Source organism: Streptomyces sp. NPDC006012 (assembly GCF_042871185.1).
Lineage (GTDB): Bacteria > Actinomycetota > Actinomycetes > Streptomycetales > Streptomycetaceae > Streptomyces.
The window spans coordinates 338,509-358,681 of sequence record NZ_JBIAIE010000004.1 but is presented as its reverse complement, the minus strand read 5'-3'; the positions used below and the strand labels follow the sequence as shown (position 1 = coordinate 358,681).

Below are 20,173 nucleotides of genomic sequence, written 5' to 3'. Positions count from 1 at the left end.
CGCCATGGGGCGCTACGTCGTCCGGCGGCTGGTCCAGATGATCCCGGTGTTCGCCGGGGCCACGCTGCTGATCTTCCTGATGGTGAACGTGATGGGCGACCCGATCGCGGGGCTGTGCGGCGAGCGGCAGTGCGATCCGGCGACCGCCGCCCAGCTCAGAAGGGAGTTCGGACTCGACCGACCGGTGTGGCGGCAGTACCTGACGTACATGGGGAACGTCTTCACCGGCGACTTCGGCACGGCGTTCGACGGCCGGCCGGTCACCGAGCTGATGGCCACGGCGTTCCCCGTCACCGTCCGGCTGACCGTCGTCGCCGTCCTCTTCGAGGTCGTCATCGGCATCGCACTGGGCGTGGTGACCGGACTGCGCCGCGGGCGGCCCGTCGACACCGGCGTGCTGCTGGCCACCCTGGTCGTCATCTCCGTACCGACCTTCGTCACCGGCCTGCTGCTGCAACTGCTGCTCGGCGTCGAGTGGGGCTGGATCAGACCGTCGGTGTCGCCCGGGGCCGCCGTCGGCGAACTGATCGTGCCCGGCCTCGTCCTGGCCTCCGTCTCGCTCGCCTACGTCACCCGGCTGACCCGCACCTCCCTCGCGGAGAACCGGCGCTGCGACTACGTCCGCACCGCCGTCGCCAAGGGCCTGCCCCGGCGCCGGATCATCACCCGGCACCTGCTGCGCAACTCCCTCATCCCCGTCGTCACGTTCATCGGGGCCGACATCGGCGCCCTGATGGGCGGCGCGATCGTCACCGAGCGGATCTTCAACATCCACGGCGTCGGCTACCAGCTCTACCAGGGCATCCTGCGGCAGAACACGCAGACCGTCGTCGGCTTCGTCACCGTCCTCGTACTGATCTTCCTGATCGCCAACCTGCTGGTCGACCTGCTGTACGCCGTACTCGATCCGAGGATCCGCTATGCCTGAGCAGTACGACTCCGAGGGTGCCGTCTCCCCGGCGGGCATGGGCGCCGCGATGGACCTCGCGACGGGCGAGGCGGCCACGCTGGAGCGCGCGCCCGGCGGGCCCGCGGGCACCGGCCCCCGGGGCAGACCGCGCAGCCTGTGGTCCGACGCCTGGCGCGACCTGCGCCGCAACCCCGTCTTCCTCGCCTGTGGCCTGGTCATCCTCTTCCTCGTGGCGATCTCCCTGTGGCCCGCGCTGATCACCTCGGGCAACCCCCTCAAGTGCGACCTCGTCATGGCCCAGGAGGGTTCCCGGCCCGGCCATCCCTTCGGCTTCGACGGGCAGGGCTGCGACGTCTACACGCGGACCGTGTACGGCGCCCGCGCCTCCGTCACGGTCGGCGTCTGCGCCACCCTCGGGGTGGCCGTCCTCGGCTCGGTCCTCGGCGGGCTCGCCGGGTTCTTCGGCGGCGTGTGGGACTCCGTCCTGTCCCGGGTCACCGACGTGTTCTTCGCGATCCCGGTCGTGCTCGGCGGTCTGGTGCTGCTGTCCGTGGTGCCCGGCAACACGGTCTGGCCGGTCGTCGGATTCATGGTGCTGCTGGGCTGGCCGCAGATCGCCCGCATCGCGCGCGGCGCGGTGATCACCGCCCGGCAGAACGACTACGTGCAGGCCGCCCGCGTGCTCGGCGCCTCGCCCGCCCGCATCCTGCTGCGGCACATCGCACCCAACGCCGTCGCGCCGGTGATCGTGGTGGCGACCATCGCGCTCGGCACCTACATCGCACTGGAGGCGACCCTGTCGTACCTCGGCGTCGGTCTCAGACCGCCCAGCGTCTCCTGGGGGATCGACATCTCCGCCGCCTCCCCGTTCATCCGCAACGCCCCGCACGTGCTGCTGTGGCCCGCCGGAGCCCTGGCGCTGACCGTGCTCGCGTTCATCATGCTCGGCGACGCGGTGCGCGACGCCCTCGACCCGAGGCTGAGGTGAGCCGGCGTGCTGCTCGAAGTGCGTGATCTGCACGTGGAGTTCCGGATGCGGGACGGCGTCGCCCGGGCCGTGGACGGCGTCTCGTACCAGGTGGACGCGGGCCGGACCCTCGCCGTGCTCGGCGAGTCCGGCTCCGGCAAGTCGGTGACCGCGCAGGCCGTCCTGGGCATCCTGGACGTGCCGCCCGCGCGGATCACCGGCGGCGAGATCCTCTTCCGGGGCCGGGACCTGCTGAAACTGAAGGAGGAGGAGCGGCGGAGGATCCGCGGCGCCGAACTCGCCATGATCTTCCAGGACGCGCTGTCCGCCCTGAACCCGGTGCTCAGCGTGGGCGACCAGCTCGGCGAGATGTTCGTGGTGCACCGCGGCCTGTCGAAGAAGGACGCCCGGGTGCGGGCGGTCGAGCTGATGGACCGGGTGCGCATCCCGGGCGCCGCGCAGCGCGTACGCGACTATCCGCACCAGTTCTCCGGCGGCATGCGCCAGCGCATCATGATCGCCATGGCGCTGGCGCTGGAACCGGCCCTGGTGATCGCCGACGAACCCACCACCGCCCTCGACGTGACCGTCCAGGCCCAGGTGATGGACCTGCTCGCCGAGTTGCAGCGCGCGTCCGCCACGGGGCTCGTCCTGATCACCCACGATCTGGGCGTGGTCGCGGACGTCGCCGACACGATCGCCGTGATGTACGCGGGCCGGATCGTCGAATCGGCCCCGGTGCACGACATCTACAAGGCGCCCGCGCACCCCTACACCCGGGGACTGCTGGACTCCGTCCCGCGCCTCGGCCAGAAGGGCCGGGAACTCTACGCGATCAAGGGCCAGCCGCCGAACCTCATGCACCTCCCGTCCGGCTGCGCCTTCCACCCGCGCTGTCCGCTGGCGCGGGACGTGTGCCGGACGGACGAGCCGCCGCCGTACAGCGCGGGCCAGGACCGGACGAGCGCCTGCCACTTCTGGCGGGAGTGCCTGCATGGCTGAGCCGATCCTGGAGGTCAGCGGCCTCGTCAAGCACTACCCGCTCACCCGCGGCATCCTCTTCAGGAAGCAGATCGGCGCGGTGAAGGCGGTCGACGGCGTCGACTTCGCGCTGGCCAGGGGCGAAACCCTGGGCCTGGTCGGCGAGTCGGGCTGCGGCAAGTCGACGCTCGCCCGGCTGCTGTGCAGCCTGGAACAGCCGACGGCCGGCTCGATCCGGTTCAAGGGCGAGGACATCACCCGGCTGACCGGCCGGGCCCTGAAGGCGGTACGGCGCAACATCCAGATGGTCTTCCAGGACCCGTACACCTCCCTCAACCCGCGGATGACGGTGGGCGACATCGTCGGGGAGCCGTTCGAGATCCATCCGGAGGCCGTCCCCAAGGGCGAGCGGCGCGGCCGGGTGCGGGAACTGCTGGACGTGGTCGGCCTCGATCCGGAGTACGCGGTCCGCTACCCGCACCAGTTCTCCGGGGGGCAGCGGCAGCGCATCGGCATCGCGCGGGCACTGGCGCTGCGCCCCGAGGTCATCGTCGCGGACGAGCCGGTGTCGGCGCTGGACGTGTCGGTCCAGGCACAGGTGATCAATCTGCTGGCGCGGCTCCAGAAGGAGTTCGGCCTCTCCTATGTCTTCATCGCGCACGACCTGTCGATCGTGCGGCACATCTCGGACCGGGTCGGGGTGATGTACCTCGGGCGGATCGTGGAGACGGGCAGCGACACCGAGATCTACGACCATCCGACGCACCCTTACACCCAGGCGCTGCTCTCCGCGGTGCCGGTGCCCGATCCGGCGGCCCGGGAGCACCGCGAGCGGATCATGCTGACGGGCGACGTGCCGTCCCCGACGGACATCCCCTCCGGCTGCCGGTTCCGCACCCGATGCTGGAAGGCGCGGGAGCGGTGCGCCCTGGAGGTGCCGCCGCTCGCCGTCCCGGACGCATACCGCGGCGCGTCCTCGCCGGCGGCCCACGCCTCGGCCTGTCTCTTCGCCGAGGAGAAGCAGGTGGTGCCGGTGGAGGAGGGGCACGGCAACGGGCCGGGGTGACATGGCGCACCCCGGCCCGTTTCACGGCACCCGCACGGCCGTACGCTGTTCAGCTTCCCGGGACCGTATATCGGTACCGCTTCCGTGAAGTTGCCTGAGTGTTAAAGCGTTCTGTCGGTGTTCGCCCCGTTATGCCAGGTCCAGGGAGCGCTTGAGGAAGTCCACCTGGAGCAGCAGCAGATTCTCGGCGACCTGTTCCTGCGGCGTCATGTGCGTGACGCCGGACAGCGGCAGCACCTCGTGCGGGCGGCCCGCGGCGAGCAGCGCGGAGGACAGCCGGAGCGAGTGCGCGACCACCACGTTGTCGTCGGCCAGTCCGTGCACGATCATCAGCGGACGGTGCGGGTCGGCCGGGGCCGACAGACCGTCGTCGGTGACGAGGGAGCTGTGGGCGTACGCCTCGGGCTCCTCGGCCGGGTCGCCGAGGTAGCGCTCGGTGTAGTGGGTGTCGTACAGCCGGAAGTCGGTGACCGGGGCGCCCGCGACGCCCGCGTGGAAGACGTCCGGGCGGCGCAGCACGGCGAGGGCGGCCAGGTAGCCGCCGTAGGACCAGCCGCGGATCGCCACCCGGCTCAGGTCCAGCGGAAGGGTCCTGGCAAGATCCTGGAGCGCCTCGATCTGGTCGTCGAGGGTGACGGTGAAGTCGTGGTGCACCGCCTTCTCCCAGGCCGGCGAGCGGCCGGGGGTGCCGCGGCCGTCGGCGACGACCACCGCGAAACCCTGGTCGGCGAACCACTGCGAGGTCAGATGGGCGTTGTGCGCGGCGACCACCCGGGGTCCGTGCGGGCCGCCGTAGGGGTCGAGGAGCACGGGCAGGGGAGTGTCGGAGTGGTAGTCCCGTGGCATAAGCACGGCGCACGGAATTTGGCGTGCGCCCCCCTCTGTCAACGTCACGCGCGGGGACAAACCAGGGTCTTCGGCATATGACAGGACAGTCACCGTCGGTTTTCCGTCACGCAGTACCTGGTACCGCGCGCCCGGCCGGTCGAGCGTCGCCGAGACCAGTACCAGCACACCTCCGGAGCGCACCGCCGTGTGCACCCCGGGCTCCCGCGACAGGCGCTCCACGCCCAGCTCGTTCACCCGGTAGACATGCACCTCGCCGATCTCGGCGGACTGGCGAGCGGGATCCGCCTCCGCCCCGGCGGAGGCCGCGACCAGCACGTCCTCGGCGCTCACGTCGAGCACCGCACGAATGTGCAACTGCGCCCCGGTCAGCGGGCGTTCGCCCACCGCGAGGACCCGGGCGCCGCCCTCGTCCGCGATCCGCACGAGCTGTCCCGACGGGCTCCAGCACGGCACCCCGGGGAAGAGATCAAGCCAAGTTGGATCTTCATCGGCGTGCACCATCCGGGTCGTCCCCGAGTCCGGGTCGACGGCCAGGAACAGCTGGCTGCGCTGGTTGCGCGCCTGTACGAGAAGCAGCGGCGCACCCGCCTCTGACCAGTGCACACGCGCCAGATACGGATAGCGCGCGCGATCCCAGACGACCTCCGTGCGGGCCCCGTCCAGACCGATCACGAACAGCTGTACGTCCGCGTTCGCGGTGCCCGCAGCCGGGTAGGCGACGTGGTGTGGCTCACGCTCCGGCCGGGCGGGGTCGGCGATCCACCAGCGCTGCACCGGCGTGTCGTCGGCCCGCGCCACGAGCAGCCGGTCCGACTCCGGAGCCCACCAGAAGCCCCGCGCCCGCCCCATCTCCTCGGCCGCGATGAACTCGGCAAGTCCGTAGGCGACCCCTTCCGACTCCGGCTCCGCCAGCGCCCGGTCGTGCTCGCCTGCCGCGTCCACCACCCGCAGGGCGCCTTGCGCGGCATACGCGACATGCCGTCCGTCGGGCGCGGGGCGCGGGTCGATCACCGGCCCGGGAACCGGGAGTTCGCGCGCCGTGCCGGCCCGCAGTTCCGCCGTGAAAAGCCGCCCTGACAACGCGAAAGAAGCCAACTCCACGGCCGCGTCGGTGGCGTAGCCGACGATGCCGGCCCCGCCCTCGCGGCTGCGCTCACGGCGGGCCCGCTCCTCGGGCGAGAGATGCTCGGCAGCGCCGCCGAGCAGGGCGTACGGGTCGGCCGCGAGGCGCTCTTGGCCGTCCGCCGGGTCGAGCACCCACAGCGAGTTCGCCCGTTCCGTACCGGAATTCGAGCGCAGGAACGCGACGCGGGATCCGTCGGGCGCCACGGTGAACGCGCGCGGGGCGCCGAGGGTGAACCGCTGGGTCCGGGCCTGTCGGCGGGGGAAGGATTCTGGGTCGGTCGTCATGCCTTGACCATATTGGCCATGCGCCCCCTTGTGCGGCCGTGCGCCGACCGATGCGCGAGTACGGAAAGTTATGATCACTACCGCTGAGTGGGTATGAACCTGCTGGCTTGCGTATGGATTTGCTGTTCCGCACGACAACTGATCCACATACCGCATAGTCCGACCCCCCGTGTCCCTGGGATCTTTGGAGGTGAGCCGCCGTGGCACTCTCGATTTCGGCGGTGGTGCTGCTGGCGATCATCGTCTTCCTGCTGATCAAGAAGTCAGGACTGAAGGGCGGCCATGCCGCCATCTGCATGCTGCTCGGCTTCTACCTCGCCTCCTCCACCATCGCGCCCACGATCAGCGAACTGACGACGAACGTCGCCAGCATGATCGGCGGCATCAAGTTCTGATCCGCCGCGTGGGTGGGCTCCGACGGCGCAGCGCGCCCGGAGCCCGGCCGCGTTCGCACGGTGCGCCGGGGCTGGTTCAGCCTTCAGCCTCCGGACGCGTACACAAGGAAGCCGGCCCAGGCTCCCGGCGAGAGCCGGCGGCGGGGCCGGCTTCGGCGTACCCGGAGTCGCGGACGCGGACGGCGCGCGGAGTGGTGGCCCTCTCGTCCCTGAGCCGGCCGCCCCGCTCTTGAGCCGGACGTCCTGTTCTTGAGCCGGGTCGTCTCGTGCCTCAGCCGGACGCCCCGCTACTGAGCCGGACGGTCTCGCCGTCCCCCTGCGCCGTCCCGCACTCTTCGCCGTTCACCGTAGGTGTGCGTCCCCACCCGGGGCGAGGGCGATCAGGAATCCGCCGCTCCGGGCCGGGGCCGAGGCCCGCCTCCCGCCGGAACCCGGGCGCCCTTGCTCCGGCGGAAGGGGCGCCTTCTCCCAAGGACCAGCACGGCGAGAAAGAACCCGGCCAAGCCCCACCCCTCCCGCCCGCCGCACACGCTCACCCGGGCGAGTGAACCTCGCCAACTCAACTGGATTTTAGGCCCGTTGACTGTCCTGCGCTCGGCGCAACACAACCGCAGACATGCGACGGCCCCCGCCGGGAGTGGCTTCCCAGTGCGAGGGCCTGACCGCCGAGGAAGCAAGGACCTTCCCGATGGATACCCAGAACCCTAGCGCGCCCCCGCGCGCCCAGTCCCGGGTTGCCGGGAACAGTCACCCGAACCGGCAAGCCGCTTCGCGCACCGGCGGCCTGACGCACGACAACACCCGCCACACCACCCGGTTCACGGTGATCGGCAACCACCTCACCCAACACCCCGACCTGTCCCTGCTCGCGATCGGACTGGCCTGCCACATCCAGTCGCTGCCCAAGGGCGCCCGCATCGACATCAAGACCCTCGCCTGCCGCTTCCCCGAGGGCGCGACCCGTATCGCCGCCGCCCTGCGCGAACTGGAGGCCCACGGCTATCTGCGCCGTGCACGCGAACGCGTCCCCGGGGGCCGCATCGTCACCCGCACCGTCTCCTGCAACCAGCCCGGCACCGGGCAACGCGAGACCGGGCAACGCGAGACCGGGCACGCCCCCCACCCGCCCGCCGAGCGCCCCGCGGCGACGACGACGCCGAAACCGAAAGCGCCCCGTAGACCCCTTCCCGCCGTGCCGTGCCCCGGGTATCCCGCACCGGCCCTCCTCCAGGCGGCCACGGGACATGCGGCAACAGGAAAGAGGGGACATGCGGGGACAGGAAAGGGGGACACGCAGGGACCGGGGATCGAGCGCATCCCGTTCGCCGTGGCCCACGTGCTCGACGACGACGAGGCGGCGGCGGGTAGGGGCAGGAGTCCGGCCCTCGTAGGGTGGGGCGCATGACGGAACAGTCCTCTTCCGGTCTCCGGCCGGGAGAACCCCCGGCCCGGCGTCTGCTGCTGGTGCACGCCCACCCGGACGACGAGTCGATCAACAACGGCGCCACCATGGCCCGGTACGCGGCCCAGGGCGCCCAGGTGACACTGGTCACCTGCACCCTGGGCGAGCGGGGCGAGGTCATTCCGCCCCAGCTGCGGCACCTGACCGGGCCCGCCCTCGGCGCGCACCGGCTGACCGAGCTGCGGGCCGCCATGCGCGAGCTGGGCGTCGAGGACGTACGGCTGCTCGGCGGGGCCGGCCGCTACGGCGACTCCGGGATGATGGGACTGCCCGACAACGACGACCCCGGCTGCTTCTGGCAGGCCGACCTCGACGCCGCCGCAGGGCTGCTCGCCGAGGTCGTCCGCGAGGTGCGTCCCCAGGTCCTGGTCACCTACGACGACAACGGCGGATACGGGCATCCGGACCACATCCAGGCCCACCGGGTCGCCATGCGCGCCGTGGAACTGGCCGCCGGTAACGGCTGGAGCGTCCCCAAGGTCTACTGGAACCGCGTCCCGCGCTCCGTCGCCGAGTCCGCCTTCGCCCGGCTGCGGGACGAACTGCCCGGACTGCCCTTCGCCGAGAGCGCCGACGTCGACGACCTGCCCGGCGTGGTGGACGACGACCGGATCACCACCGCTGTCGACGGCGCCGCGCACGCCGCCGCCAAGGCCGCTGCGATGCGCGCCCACGCCACCCAGATCACCGTCGCCGAGCCCTGGTTCGCGCTCTCCAACGATCTGGCGCAACCGCTGTTCACCACCGAGCACTACGAGTTGGTGCGCGGGCCGCGGCCCGCCGCACCGGAGACCGACCTGTTCGCCGGGGTCGGCCCGGAGGAGGGGACGTCATGAGCGGAGCCGGACCCCAGCAGCCCCAGCCGCCCAAGCAACCCCGGCAGCCGCAGCAGCACGGACCGATGATGGCCCAGCCGCTGCAACGCCCCTCCGCCCGGCGGATCGCGGCCTACGCCGGGCTGTTCGTGCTCGGCGCCCTGGTGGCACTCGCCGGGGCCCTGGTGCAGAGCGGCTGGTTCCCGGGCGGGCTGCTGCTCGCGCTGGCCGGTGCCGCCGGGCTGTTCCTCGGCGCGGCCCGTGCCCTCGCCTCGCGGGCCGGGGCGATCGCGTCCGTGGCGGGCTGGATCGTCGCCGTCATGCTGCTCACCGCCAGCCGGCCGGAAGGCGACTTCCTCTTCGGCGCGGGCGTCGGCTCGTACCTCTTTCTGCTCGGCGGGATGGTCGTAGCTGTGATCTGTGCCACCCTCGGCCCCGGTCGGCCGCACGGCGGCGGCTGAGTCCGACTTGGCAAGTGACGTACCACTTCGCCGGGCGGCGCACGTGCGAGTCCGGTGGGGGTTTCCCCAGCGGTCAGGGGATGCGGGCTCGGCGTGCCCAGTATGGTGGTGCGCGCCGCCATGCCTCCCCCGAGCGTTCGTCTGCGCGCGAGCCGGGGGGACCCCCACGCAGAGGTCGTCATGGGCGGCGGAGTCAACCGGGAGAACCTGCCTTGAGTCGTGAAACTGACACTCCGTCCTCCGGGCCCAACGGGCACGGCGGAGCCGCATACCCCTCGGGCACACCGCCGTACGGGACCCCCATGGCAGCCGACGGCGGCCCGGACGCGGGCCGTTCGGCCACGCAGCCGGAGGAACGGAAGACCGAGACCACGCTGACGACCCGGATCCGGATCAACATCCCCGGGTCGCGGCCCATCCCGCCGGTCGTCGTGCGTACGCCCGTCGCGGAGACCGACGGCCCCGGCACCGACGGCGACCCGCAGCCGGCCTCCGCCCCGCCGCCCCCGAGCCCCGCCGAGGCCCCGGCCGAGCCCGCCCCCGCGGCCCAGGAGAAGACCAGCGACTGGTTCGCCCCCCGCAAGTCCGGCCCGGCCAAGGGCGGTCCGGGCGGCGGCAGCGGCAACGCGGCTCAGGTGCCCGGCGGTTCGGCGGCCGGCGGCACGCCCGCCACCGGCCCGGCGGCCGGGGCGCCCGGTGCGCCCCGGCCGGGCGGCGGCGGCCGGCCCGGCGGAGTCGTCGGCGCGATGAGCGCGCCCGGCGCCACCCGGCCGGGCGGCGGCGCAGGCAAGGGCGCCGGGCTGCCCGGTGCCACCGGCGGACCCGTCGCCCCCGGACACGGCGGCGGCACCGGCTCCTTCGACGTGACCGAGGCGTTCGCCGCGGTCCCGCTGGGCGGCGGCCCGCGGCCCGGCCAGGACGGTCCCGGCGAGCCGCGCCGCGACGACCTGCCGTACTTCGTGGAGAACGGGCCCGGCGGCGCCGAGCGCAACGGCTCCGACCGCCCGCACGGCCAGGGCGGACCCGGCGGCTCCGGAGGTTTCACCGGGCCCCGCCAACCCGCCGGCCCGACCAGTGGACCGGTCACCGGGGACGGGCCGCTGGTGCCGCCCGCCGTCGGCGGCCCGAGCGACCAGGGCGACCACGGCCTGGCGCCGGGCGGGCCCTTCGGCGGCCCGGACGGCGGCGGCCCCGCGGCCCCCGGTGCCCTCGCCGGACCGGGCGGACCCGGGGTGCGTCCCGGCGCCGGTGTCGGGGCGCACCCCGGCCCCGGCGGCGGACTGAGCGACGACACCGCCATCCTCACCCCGCAGAAGCAGGTACCGGAGCCGCCCGCGCCCGGCTACGGCGCCGGCGTCGACAACGTCTCCGGACACACCGTCACCAGCGGCATCCCGGTCGTCCAACCGGGCCCGGGCAGCCCGTTCGCGCCGGGCGGGTCCGCCGAGGGACCGGTGCCGCACACGGTCCCCAAGCTGCCCGAGCCGGTCGCGCAGAACGTGCCGCGGTCCCAGCCCAAGAAGAAGAAGGGCCGCAGCAAGCTGGTGCTGCTCGGCGGTGTCGTGGTCGTCCTCGGCGCCGGTGTCTACGGCGCCGGACTGCTGATGAACCACTCCGACGTGCCCAAGGGCACCACCGTGCTCGGCGTCGACATCGGCGGCGGCACCCGGGACAACGCCGTCAACAAGCTCGACGACACCTTCGGCAGCCGGGTCGGCAAACCGCTGAAGCTGTCGGTGGACGGCAGGACCGTCACGCTCGACCCGGGCAACGCGGGCCTCCAGTTCGACTACCAGGCCACGGTGAGCGCGGCCGCGCAGAGCGACTACAACCCGGTGTCCGTGATCGGCACCCTGTTCGGCCAGAAGCGTGAGATCCAGCCGGTCATGCCGGTCGACGAGGAAAAGCTCCAGGCCGCCCTGAAGGAGGTCGGCGGCGCGTCCGGCTCGGTCGCCGACGGCACGATCAAGTTCGTGTCCGGCAAGGCCGTCGCCGTCTACGGCAAGCCCGGCAAGGGCATCGACGCCGGCCAGTCCGCCCAGTCGGTCGAGCAGGCGTACCGCACGCTGGTGGAGACCGGCACGGCGTCCCCGGTGACCGTGCCCACCACCGCCCAGCAGCCGGCGGTCTCGAAAGCCGAGGTCGACCGGGAGATGAAGGAGTTCGCCGAGCCCGCGATGTCGCAGACCGTCACCGTGCAGACGGACGCGGCGCACTCGGTCCCGCTGAGCCCGCAGAACTCCCTGTGGAAGTTCCTCCGGGTCACGGCCGTCAACGGCAAACTGGTCGACAAGCCCGACCTGACCGCCTTGCAGGACCTCTACGGCCAGACCTTCGACGGCGTGCTCATCACCCGGGCCAACGGCGCGAAGACCCCCGTCACCCCGCAGGACGTCTACGGCGCCCTGCGCACCGCGCTGACCAGCAAGACCAACCGGGTCGCCGTCATCGACACCGACCCGAAGTAGGCGCCTGACCGGCCAGGACCCCGATGATCGGTCCTGGTCCGGCCGTGTGGGGGCGCCCGGTGCGTGCCGGGCGCCCCCACACGTGGTTTCACGGCCGCGTATGACATCTGTCATCCGGGGGTCAGGACCCCTGGCACCGCCGCGCGTCCGGCCCCCGCCGCCAGCATGGACGCCATGACGGCGACACCGGCACTCGCCACCACCTCCGTGGCCGGGTTCGATCAGGTGAGCAAGGTGTACGGGACCGTACGGGCCGTGGACGGGCTGTCGCTCGCGCTGCGTCCGGGGGAGACCGTGGCGCTGCTCGGACCCAACGGGGCGGGCAAGTCGACCACCCCTGACAAACCCCCGCTAGTTCAACAACGCCCGCGCCGCGTTCGCCTGCCGCCGCACCCGTCCCGCCCCCGCTTCGTCCGCCGCCTCCAGCACCTCCGCGTACGCGTCCAGCTCCGCCGCCCCGGCGCAGAACTCCCCGCGCTGAACCAGCAGCTGCGCCCGCTCGTACCGCAGCCGTGCCGGGTGCGAGGGCAGCAACAGCCCCAGCTCCACCGGCCACAGCGCCACGTCCGACCGTTCCGGCCGGGCCGCCGCCCACGCCCGGACGTTGTTCAGGATCCGTACGACGACGTCGAGCGGCGCCGCGGGCACCAGCATGGACGGTTCGAGCGGCGCCCCCGTCGCCCCGGCGACCAGCAGCTCCGTGTCCGTACCGGTGAGCACCCGGCCGCCGTCGAAGGGGTCGGCCAGCACCTGTTCTTCGGCCGTGCCGAACCCCACGACGAAGTGCCCGGGCAACGCCACCCCGTACACATGGGCCCCCGCCCGCCGGGCCACCTCCATCCAGACCACCGACAGCAGGATCGGCAGCCCGCGCCGCCGCCTGAGCACTCCGTGCAGCAGCGACGACTCCAGCCGCCGGTAGTCCGCGGCGAGGCCGTGGAACCCGTGCCGCTCCCCGAGCAGCCGGTGCAGCGCTTCGGCCCAGGCCGAGGGGCCGCCCGGCCGGTACGGCAGCTGCCCCGCGAGCTGGTCCAGTTCCAGCTGTGCCGCGTCCAGGCCCGGCTCGTCCAGCGCGCCGTCCGCCTCCGCGCCGAGCAGCAGGCACAGCATCGACAGGTCGGGGCGTTCGGACCGCGCCTCGGCCGCGAACCGCCGCCGCACCTCGGCCGAGCGCTCCGGGGACGGCGGGTACGGCGGACGCATGGCCGGTTCGCGCCCGGTCATGACGGTCCGCTCCGCGACCCGGCGCCGGAGCCGTCCGGCTCCCGGTAGTGGTGGTAGGCGTGGTGCGCGGCGAAGCCGAGACCCTCGTACAGCGCCCGCGCCCCCGTGTTGTCCGCCTCGACCTGGAGCCAGCCCGCCGAGGCGCCCTCGTCGAGGGCCCGCCGGGCCAGCGCGGCCATCACCGTGCTGGCCAGCCCCCGCCTGCGCTGCCCCGGATCCACCTCGACGGCGGCGAATCCGGCCCATCGCCCGTCCACGACGCACCGGCCGATCGCGGCCGGGCCGTCCCCGTCCGCACCGGGCACGGTCGCGAACCACACCGAGGGCCCGCTGCCCAGAACCCGCAGGGCCACGTCACTCACCCCCTTGCGCTGGTATCTGCTCAGCCAGGTCCCGTCCACCGTCCGGGACAGGACCACTCCGGTGCCGTCGGCCCGGTCCGCGACCGGCCCGAGCGCCCCGGTCCACAGCTCGGCGCTCACCTCGCGTACCCAGCCCTGCCGCTCCAGCTCCGCGCACAGCGATTCCTGCGTGCCCGCGGCGCCGGTCGCGGTCTGCACGTACGCGGGCAGTCCACGCTCCCCGTACCAGCGTCGTACGGCCGGCAGTGCCACGTCGAGCGGAAGGCCCGGGTCGCCGAGCGGCAGGACGCTGTTGGCCCGCCGGGTGAAGCCCGCCCGGCGGGCGGGCGACGGCGCACCGTGCGCCGGGCGCGGCACCTCCTGGGCCGCCGCGCGCAGCTGCCACTCGCCGAGCCGTTCGCTCTCCACCGGCTGCCAGGCCCGCGCGGAGACGAGCGCGAGTTCCCGGTACGTGGCGGCGGGGCCCCGGCGTCGCGCCGGGGCGGCCGGCACGGTCTTGCCCGCGACCAGCGCGGCTTCCGGGACCCGGACGACCTCCCCGTCCTTCCGTGTGACCAGCAGCACACCGTCGTTCCACGATGTGAGAAAACCCACCGTGTCGGTGAACTTCCGGGTGGCGCGACCGGGTTCGATCAAGCGTCGTATGGAGACCCGTTTACCCACGTCAGCAGGGGTGATATTGACCTTGAGGCGTCCGGCGGCAGAGATTTCCACTGGTCAGTTCACCCCTCCTGTTCGGATCATGCCCAAGAACGGAGATACTAGGTGCTGGGCATCGACGACGCCGCGCTCCCGCGCGCCAGGCGGCGGAGCCTGAGGAGGCCCGCCGGCGCCCAATCGAGGAGGAACGACAGCGTGACCTACGTCATCGCGCAGCCTTGTGTCGACGTCAAGGACAAGGCGTGCATCGAGGAGTGCCCGGTCGACTGCATCTACGAGGGCCAGCGGTCCTTGTACATCCACCCGGACGAATGCGTCGACTGTGGTGCCTGTGAGCCGGTCTGCCCGGTCGAGGCGATCTTCTATGAAGACGACACGCCGGAGGAGTGGAAGGACTACTACAAGGCGAACGTCGAGTTCTTCGACGAGCTGGGTTCTCCCGGCGGCGCCAGCAAGCTGGGGCTGATCGAGCGCGACCATCCCTTCATTGCCGCGCTGCCGCCGCAGGCCGGGTAATCCAGCACCACCACGACGGCCAGCGGCCCCCGACTCCGCCCGAACCGGGGGATCCTCACCGCCGCCTCGGTCCCGTACGGCCTGATCGCCGCCGTACGGGGCCGAGGCGTTTGCCGTACCGACGAAAGTGAGCCCGTAACCGTGTCCGCACCGACCGACCCCGCGCCCGACGCCCGCGCCCGCTCTTTCGGGGCGGGAACGCTTCGCGACCGGCTTCCCGCATTCCCCTGGGACAGCCTTGAGCCGTACAAGAAGACGGCCGCCGCGCACCCCGACGGCATCGTCGACCTCTCCATCGGCACCCCGGTCGATCCGGTCCCCGAGCTGATCCAGAAGGCGCTGACCGCCGCGGCCGACTCGCCCGGCTATCCGACCGTCTGGGGCACCGGTGAACTGCGCGACGCGATCACCGGCTGGCTGGGACGCCGGCTCGGCGCCCGGGACGTCACCCACCGGCACGTGCTGCCCGTGGTCGGTTCCAAGGAACTCGTCGCCTGGCTCCCCACCCAGCTGGGCCTCGGCCCCGGCGACAGGGTGGCCCACCCCCGCCTGGCCTACCCGACGTACGAGGTCGGCGCCCGCCTGGCCGGTGCCCGGCACGAGACCTACGACGACCCGACGGAGCTGGACCCCACGGGGCTGCGGCTGCTGTGGCTGAACTCCCCGTCGAACCCGACGGGCCGGGTGCTGGCCAAGGAGGAGCTGACCCGGATCGTCGCCTGGGCCCGCGAGCACGGCGTCCTGGTCGTCGCCGACGAGTGCTATCTCGAACTGGGCTGGGAAGCCGATCCGGTCTCGGTGCTCCACCCGGACGTCAACGGCGGTTCCTACGACGGGGTCGTCGCCGTCCACTCCCTCTCCAAGCGGTCGAACCTGGCCGGTTACCGGGCCGCCTTCCTGGCCGGCGATCCGGCCGTGCTGGCCCCTCTGCTGGAGATCCGCAAGCACGGCGGCATGATGACCCCGGCGCCGACCCAGGCGGCGGTGGTCGCGGCCCTGGGCGACGACGCGCACGTGCACGAGCAGCGCGAGCGCTACGCCGCCCGCCGCACGGCGCTGCGCGAGGCACTGCTCGGCCACGGCTTCCGGATCGAGCACAGCGAGGCGGGTCTGTACCTCTGGGCCACCCGCGGCGAGTCCTGCTGGGACACGGTCGCCCACCTCGCCGACCGGGGCATCCTGGTCGCGCCGGGCGACTTCTACGGCACGGCGGGCGGGAACTTCGTACGGGTTGCGCTGACCGCCACGGATGAGCGGGTGGCGGCGGCGGTGGGGCGGTTGTCCGCCTGATTCGCTGCGCGGGCTGTTGGACGCGGGCATCCGGGGCGGGGGTTTGTGCCGTTGTCCGGCTGCGGTGGTGTTGTGGCTGGTCGCGCAGTTCCCCGCGCCCCTAGGGGGCGGTGGTGTTGTGGCTGGTCGTGTGGTGCCCCGCGCGCCTGGGCGGGCGTCGGTGTGCGGTTTTCCGGGTCGGGTCGGTGGGGGCGTGGTACGGCTACGGGGTCCAGGACGTGTCCTGGACCCCGTTCATCGTTCGGCCGGGCGGTGTGGCGTCAGCCGCCCAGCGGGAGGCCCTGCACCGGCAGCTGGGAGGTCGGCAGTCCGCCCTTGGTGAGGGAGTCCGTCGGCAGTCCGCCCTTGGTGGCCGACTGGGCCGTCTCGCCGAGGATGGTGCCGGCGGAGCCGGCCGCGTCGCCCGCCGCCTTCTGCGCCACCGGTGCCGTCTTCTTCACGGCCTGGCCGCCGGTCTTGCCCGCGGCCGGCACCGTCTTCTGGATCGCCTTGCCGCCCGTTTCGCCGACGACCCCGGTGATGTGCTGGGTCGCGCCGTCGACCGTGTTGCCGACGCTCGCCCCGTCCAGGGCGGTCAGCCCGCCGAGGTTCGGGGTGGCCGGGAGGCTCGGCGCCGCGCTGGCGGAGCCGGCCGCACCGACCCCGGCTGCCGCTCCCGCTGCGACGAGCAGCGCGGCACGGGCGATCCGGCGGGTCAGGGGGAGGGACATGATGCTCCATTCGACGGGAGGTTGGTGAAGTGTCGGACCCAGCCCGGGAGTTGACCGGCCGGTGTCGGCCGTCGTCCGGGCTCGGACGCAGTGACTACCGCTCGAAGCCCGTGAAGGTTGCGGAGGCACAAGGTAAAGAATTGATAACGCATCGCATTATCAGTTGTGGATAAAAACGGGCAAAGGGTGCCTCGTTCGTGTGTGTGCAGGATCCTTACATCACCGCATTTCCAAGGGCTTTCCGGTTCGCCGGAACGGCCGCCCGTACACCTGCCCGCCCGTCCGTCCCAACCCGCACGCCATGACCCCGGAGGGTGAGGCTCCGCACTAGTGTCCGGTCATGATCCGGACCGACCCCGTGGGCCGGTCCGCGCTCGGTGCGCCCGCCGCGGCGACCGGCCGCCACTGGCTGTCGGTGCTCCCGGCCGACCACTGCCGTCCCGCGTAGGACACCTGCCGGATGTGCAGCGCGGAGGCGTTGGCCACCGCCCACTGCGCGAGCTGCCAGCCCCGCTCCAGCTCGCTGCGTCCGGCCGCGTCGGTCTTCGTGCCGCCCGGCACCGGCAGGGTGGTCGTCCGGCCCCGTGCGCGGGCGGTCACCGTCGGCGAGGGCTTCGGTGACGGCCGGGCCGCCCTGCCCACCTGTGCGCCCGCCTCTTGCAGGTTCTCCGCCGGTCCGAAGTCCCGGACCAGCGCGGCCCGCAGCGCTTCGGCGGCCGCGCCCGCGCCGTCGCCCGTGCCCATGGCAGCGGTCCGCGCGCCGGCCGCGGGCCGTCCCTGGCAGGTGAGCGACGCCGCCGTCCGCCCGGTCAGGGCCGCGGCCAGCAGCGCGGCGTCCTGTTCGTGCTTGGCGTACGCCTCCGGGAAGCCGCTGCGCTGCACGCGCTGCGCGGCCACCGTGACCGGCAGCCGGGTGTAGCCGGGCACCTTGGCCAGGTGCTCGAAGAAGGCCCCCGCCGCGTACGCCGGGTCCATGATCTGCTTCTCGGTGCCCCAGCCCTGCGAGGGCCGCTGCTGGAACAGGCCGATCGAGTCCCGGTCGCCGTGCCCCAGATTGTGCAGTCCGGACTCCTGGAGCGCGGTCGCCAGTGCGACCGTCACGGCCCGCTCGGGCATGCCCCGCCCGGTGCCCACGGCGGTGATGGTCGCCGCGTTCACCGCCTGCTCGGGCGTGAACCGGTACGCCGTGGGATTGCTGCCGGCCGCGACCACTTTGCAGGCCCGCGCGGTACCGCCGGTGACGTACTGCACGACGAGATAGCCCGCGAGCGCGCACAGGACCGCGAGAGCCGCAACGAAGCGGACGAGGCGGCGGCGCTTGGCGGGACGAGGGGGCGGCGCTGACACGCGTACAAGGTACTGGAGCTGTGTGTGACTGGGAGACTCCGTGGAGTAACCGGCGTGGACCGTCCACCGCGCGGCGGAGCGTTAGGGTCGGTGCCATGGCCGACACCTCGCTCGATCTCACGCTGGACGCCGCCGCGCTCACCGCACGACTCGTCGACTTCCCTTCCGAGAGCGGCACGGAGGAACCGCTCGCCGACGCGATCGAGGCCGCCCTGCGCGCCCTGCCGCACCTGACCGTGGACCGGTACGGCAACAACGTGATCGCCAGGACGGACCTGGGCCGTCCCGAGCGGGTGATCCTGGCCGGCCACATCGACACGGTCCCGATCGCCGGCAACGTTCCGTCCCGGCTCGACGCCGACGGCGTCCTGTGGGGATGCGGCACCTGCGACATGAAGTCGGGCGTCGCCGTGCAACTGCGGATCGCGGCCACGGTCCCCGCCCCCAACCACGACCTGACCTTCATCTTCTACGAGAACGAAGAGGTCCAGGCCGATCTGAACGGGCTGAAGCACCTGGCCGAGGCGCATCCGGAGTGGCTGCGGGGCGACTTCGCGGTGCTGCTCGAACCCTCGGACGGCGAGGTCGAGGGCGGCTGCCAGGGCACCCTGCGCGTCCTGCTGCGCACGGCGGGCGAGCGGGCCCACTCGGCGCGCGCCTGGATGGGCGCCAACGCCGTCCACGCGGCGGCCCCGATCCTGGCCCGGCTGGCGGCGTACGAGCCGCGGCACCCGGTGATCGACGGCCTGGAGTACCGAGAAGGTCTGAACGCGGTCGGCATCAGCGGCGGCGTGGCCGGCAACGTCATCCCGGACGAGTGCACGGTCACCGTCAATTTCCGCTACGCGCCCGACCGGACGGAGGAGGAGGCGGTCGCCCACGTCCGGGAGGTCTTCGCGGACTGCGGGGTGGCCAAGTTCGTGGTGGACGACCACGGCGGAGCCGCGCGGCCGGGGCTGTCCCATCCGGCGGCTGCGGCCTTCGTGAAGGCGGTCGGCGGCCAGGTACGGCCGAAGTACGGCTGGACGGACGTGTCCCGGTTCTCGGCGCTGGGCATCCCCGCGGTCAACTACGGCCCCGGAAATCCGCACTTGGCGCACAAAAGGGACGAACGGGTAGAAATCGAAAAGATCCTGGCAGGTGAGGCCCGCCTGCGGGCGTGGCTGACGGAATGACCGAGGCGGACGGCAGGAGACGTGTGGGCGGCGTGGCGCTTCATGGCGGACATGCCGAGGTCCCCCGCGCGTAACCCGCACCCATCTACGCTGAGGTGAAAAGACGGCAATCGGAGGGAGTGCATATGGCCACTGGGAGCCCGGAGGGCAGGACGAAGCCGCCGGAGGAGCAGCGCCTGGGGCCGGTCCTGAGGCGTCGCGGCCAGGTCACGGAGAGCACCACGGACCAGCGGCTGCTGGACGCGGGCGGCCCCTCGGACTGGGTGCACACGGATCCCTGGCGGGTGCTGCGCATCCAGTCGGAGTTCATCGAGGGCTTCGGCACCCTGGCCGAACTCCCGCCCGCGATCAGCGTGTTCGGCTCGGCGCGGACGGCGGTGGACTCGGCCGAGTACGACGCCGGTGTGCGGCTCGGCCGCGGCCTCGTGGAAGCGGGCTGGGCGGTGATCACGGGCGGCGGCCCCGGCGCCATGGAGGCGGCCAACAAAGGCGCCTGCGAGGCGGGCGGCATCTCGGTGGGCCTCGGCATCGAGCTGCCCTTCGAGCAGGGGCTGAACCCCTACGTCGACATCGGCCTCAATTTCCGCTACTTCTTCGTCCGCAAGATGATGTTCGTCAAGTACGCCCAGGGCTTCGTGGTCCTGCCCGGCGGCCTCGGCACCCTCGACGAACTCTTCGAGGCCCTCACCCTCGTCCAGACCCAGAAGGTCACCCGCTTCCCCATCGTGCTGTTCGGCAGCGAGTACTGGGGCGGCCTGGTCTCCTGGCTGGAGAACACCCTCGTCGCCCAGGGCAAGGCCGCGGAGAAGGACCTGCTCCTGTTCCACGTCACGGACGACGTGGCGGAGGCGGTCGAGCTGGTGTCGAAGGAGGCGGCGCGCTAGGACCGGCCCGGAGGGCGCATCCTGACGGACCGCGGTATCCCGACCGCTGTCCTCATCCGGCCGGCGGAACTCGAAGACCTTGAGGACGCCCGGCACCGGCCCGCCTGGAACGCGACCGCGCTCTCGGGCGCACGCAGGCCGCCGTACCCCCTGCCGAGGCGCGGCGGATACTCCTCTCCGGGTGTCGTACCCCATCGGCCCGGAGGCTCGGACTCTGCACA

Annotated in this window: 17 protein-coding genes and 2 pseudogenes; 14 read left to right on the top strand and 5 right to left on the bottom strand. The window is 72.7% G+C overall.

Annotated features, from left to right (window positions below; all coding sequences use genetic code 11):
- The first annotated feature begins 4 nt into the window (after nt 1-4).
- The 4 genes from ACFYPJ_RS11055 to ACFYPJ_RS11040 are packed head-to-tail and all read left to right on the top strand — an operon-like array spanning nt 5 to nt 3,924.
- The gene (locus tag ACFYPJ_RS11055; protein ID WP_389013779.1) at nt 5-928 is read left to right on the top strand and encodes an ABC transporter permease; all 924 of its coding nucleotides are present in this window, start codon (nt 5-7) and stop codon (nt 926-928) included.
- Nucleotides 921-1,898, top strand: a complete 978-nt coding sequence (locus ACFYPJ_RS11050; protein WP_389013776.1) for an ABC transporter permease — start codon at nt 921-923, stop codon at nt 1,896-1,898. The genes ACFYPJ_RS11055 and ACFYPJ_RS11050 overlap by 8 nt, the downstream gene beginning before the upstream one ends.
- Nucleotides 1,899-1,904: 6 nt before the next feature.
- A complete protein-coding gene (locus ACFYPJ_RS11045) occupies nt 1,905-2,879 on the top strand; it encodes an ABC transporter ATP-binding protein (protein ID WP_389013773.1) in 975 nt (324 codons plus the stop codon).
- On the top strand, nt 2,872-3,924 hold the full coding sequence (locus tag ACFYPJ_RS11040) for an ABC transporter ATP-binding protein (protein WP_389013770.1): 1,053 nt from the start codon (nt 2,872-2,874) through the stop codon (nt 3,922-3,924). Before ACFYPJ_RS11045 ends, ACFYPJ_RS11040 begins: the two co-directional genes overlap by 8 nt.
- A gap of 129 nt (nt 3,925-4,053) precedes the next feature.
- Here ACFYPJ_RS11040 and ACFYPJ_RS11035 read toward each other — a convergent pair whose 3' ends face one another.
- Nucleotides 4,054-6,183: a prolyl oligopeptidase family serine peptidase gene (locus ACFYPJ_RS11035; protein ID WP_389013767.1), complete on the bottom strand. Its 2,130-nt coding sequence runs from the start codon at nt 6,181-6,183 to the stop codon at nt 4,054-4,056.
- Nucleotides 6,184-6,383: 200 nt separating this feature from the next.
- Between ACFYPJ_RS11035 and ACFYPJ_RS11030 the strand changes: the two genes are divergently transcribed.
- From ACFYPJ_RS11030 to ACFYPJ_RS11005, 6 genes and pseudogenes are all read left to right on the top strand, one after another.
- Nucleotides 6,384-6,578, top strand: coding sequence for a hypothetical protein (locus ACFYPJ_RS11030; protein ID WP_389013764.1), 195 nt, complete (start codon nt 6,384-6,386; stop codon nt 6,576-6,578).
- Between the two features lie 688 nt (nt 6,579-7,266).
- A pseudogene (locus ACFYPJ_RS11025) lies at nt 7,267-7,842 on the top strand (helix-turn-helix domain-containing protein); the annotation flags it as partial.
- A 137-nt stretch (nt 7,843-7,979) separates the two neighbouring features.
- On the top strand, nt 7,980-8,876 hold the full coding sequence (mshB, locus tag ACFYPJ_RS11020) for an N-acetyl-1-D-myo-inositol-2-amino-2-deoxy-alpha-D-glucopyranoside deacetylase (protein ID WP_389013761.1): 897 nt from the start codon (nt 7,980-7,982) through the stop codon (nt 8,874-8,876).
- A gap of 65 nt (nt 8,877-8,941) precedes the next feature.
- On the top strand, nt 8,942-9,316 hold the full coding sequence (locus ACFYPJ_RS11015; RefSeq protein WP_389014038.1) for a DUF6113 family protein: 375 nt from the start codon (nt 8,942-8,944) through the stop codon (nt 9,314-9,316).
- A gap of 212 nt (nt 9,317-9,528) precedes the next feature.
- The gene (locus ACFYPJ_RS11010) at nt 9,529-11,784 is read left to right on the top strand and encodes a hypothetical protein (protein ID WP_389013758.1); all 2,256 of its coding nucleotides are present in this window, start codon (nt 9,529-9,531) and stop codon (nt 11,782-11,784) included.
- Between the two features lie 165 nt (nt 11,785-11,949).
- Nucleotides 11,950-12,126: pseudogene (locus ACFYPJ_RS11005) on the top strand (ATP-binding cassette domain-containing protein); the annotation flags it as partial.
- 9 nt (nt 12,127-12,135) lie between these two features.
- Here ACFYPJ_RS11005 and ACFYPJ_RS11000 read toward each other — a convergent pair.
- A complete protein-coding gene (locus ACFYPJ_RS11000; RefSeq protein ID WP_389013755.1) occupies nt 12,136-13,008 on the bottom strand; it encodes a tetratricopeptide repeat protein in 873 nt (290 codons plus the stop codon).
- A complete protein-coding gene (locus ACFYPJ_RS10995; protein ID WP_389013752.1) occupies nt 13,005-14,084 on the bottom strand; it encodes a GNAT family N-acetyltransferase in 1,080 nt (359 codons plus the stop codon). Before ACFYPJ_RS10995 ends, ACFYPJ_RS11000 begins: the two co-directional genes overlap by 4 nt.
- 141 nt (nt 14,085-14,225) lie before the next feature.
- Between ACFYPJ_RS10995 and fdxA the strand changes: the two genes are divergently transcribed.
- Both fdxA and ACFYPJ_RS10985 read left to right on the top strand, forming a co-directional pair.
- The gene (gene fdxA, locus ACFYPJ_RS10990; protein WP_130443832.1) at nt 14,226-14,546 is read left to right on the top strand and encodes a ferredoxin; all 321 of its coding nucleotides are present in this window, start codon (nt 14,226-14,228) and stop codon (nt 14,544-14,546) included.
- Nucleotides 14,547-14,687: 141 nt separating this feature from the next.
- A complete protein-coding gene (locus tag ACFYPJ_RS10985) occupies nt 14,688-15,836 on the top strand; it encodes a bifunctional succinyldiaminopimelate transaminase/glutamate-prephenate aminotransferase (RefSeq protein ID WP_389013748.1) in 1,149 nt (382 codons plus the stop codon).
- 260 nt (nt 15,837-16,096) lie between these two features.
- Here ACFYPJ_RS10985 and ACFYPJ_RS10980 read toward each other — a convergent pair whose 3' ends face one another.
- Together ACFYPJ_RS10980 and ACFYPJ_RS10975 are read right to left on the bottom strand one after the other, a co-directional pair.
- On the bottom strand, nt 16,097-16,546 hold the full coding sequence (locus ACFYPJ_RS10980) for an ATP-binding protein (protein ID WP_389013746.1): 450 nt from the start codon (nt 16,544-16,546) through the stop codon (nt 16,097-16,099).
- Between the two features lie 327 nt (nt 16,547-16,873).
- A complete protein-coding gene (locus ACFYPJ_RS10975; protein WP_389013743.1) occupies nt 16,874-17,893 on the bottom strand; it encodes a heavy metal transporter in 1,020 nt (339 codons plus the stop codon).
- Between the two features lie 95 nt (nt 17,894-17,988).
- Here ACFYPJ_RS10975 and dapE point away from each other — a divergent pair, with 95 nt between their 5' ends.
- Complete coding sequence (dapE, locus tag ACFYPJ_RS10970; protein WP_389013740.1) at nt 17,989-19,068, top strand: succinyl-diaminopimelate desuccinylase; 1,080 nt, start codon at nt 17,989-17,991, stop codon at nt 19,066-19,068.
- A 125-nt stretch (nt 19,069-19,193) separates the two neighbouring features.
- Complete coding sequence (locus ACFYPJ_RS10965; protein ID WP_389013737.1) at nt 19,194-19,952, top strand: TIGR00730 family Rossman fold protein; 759 nt, start codon at nt 19,194-19,196, stop codon at nt 19,950-19,952.
- Nucleotides 19,953-20,173 lie beyond the last annotated feature (221 nt).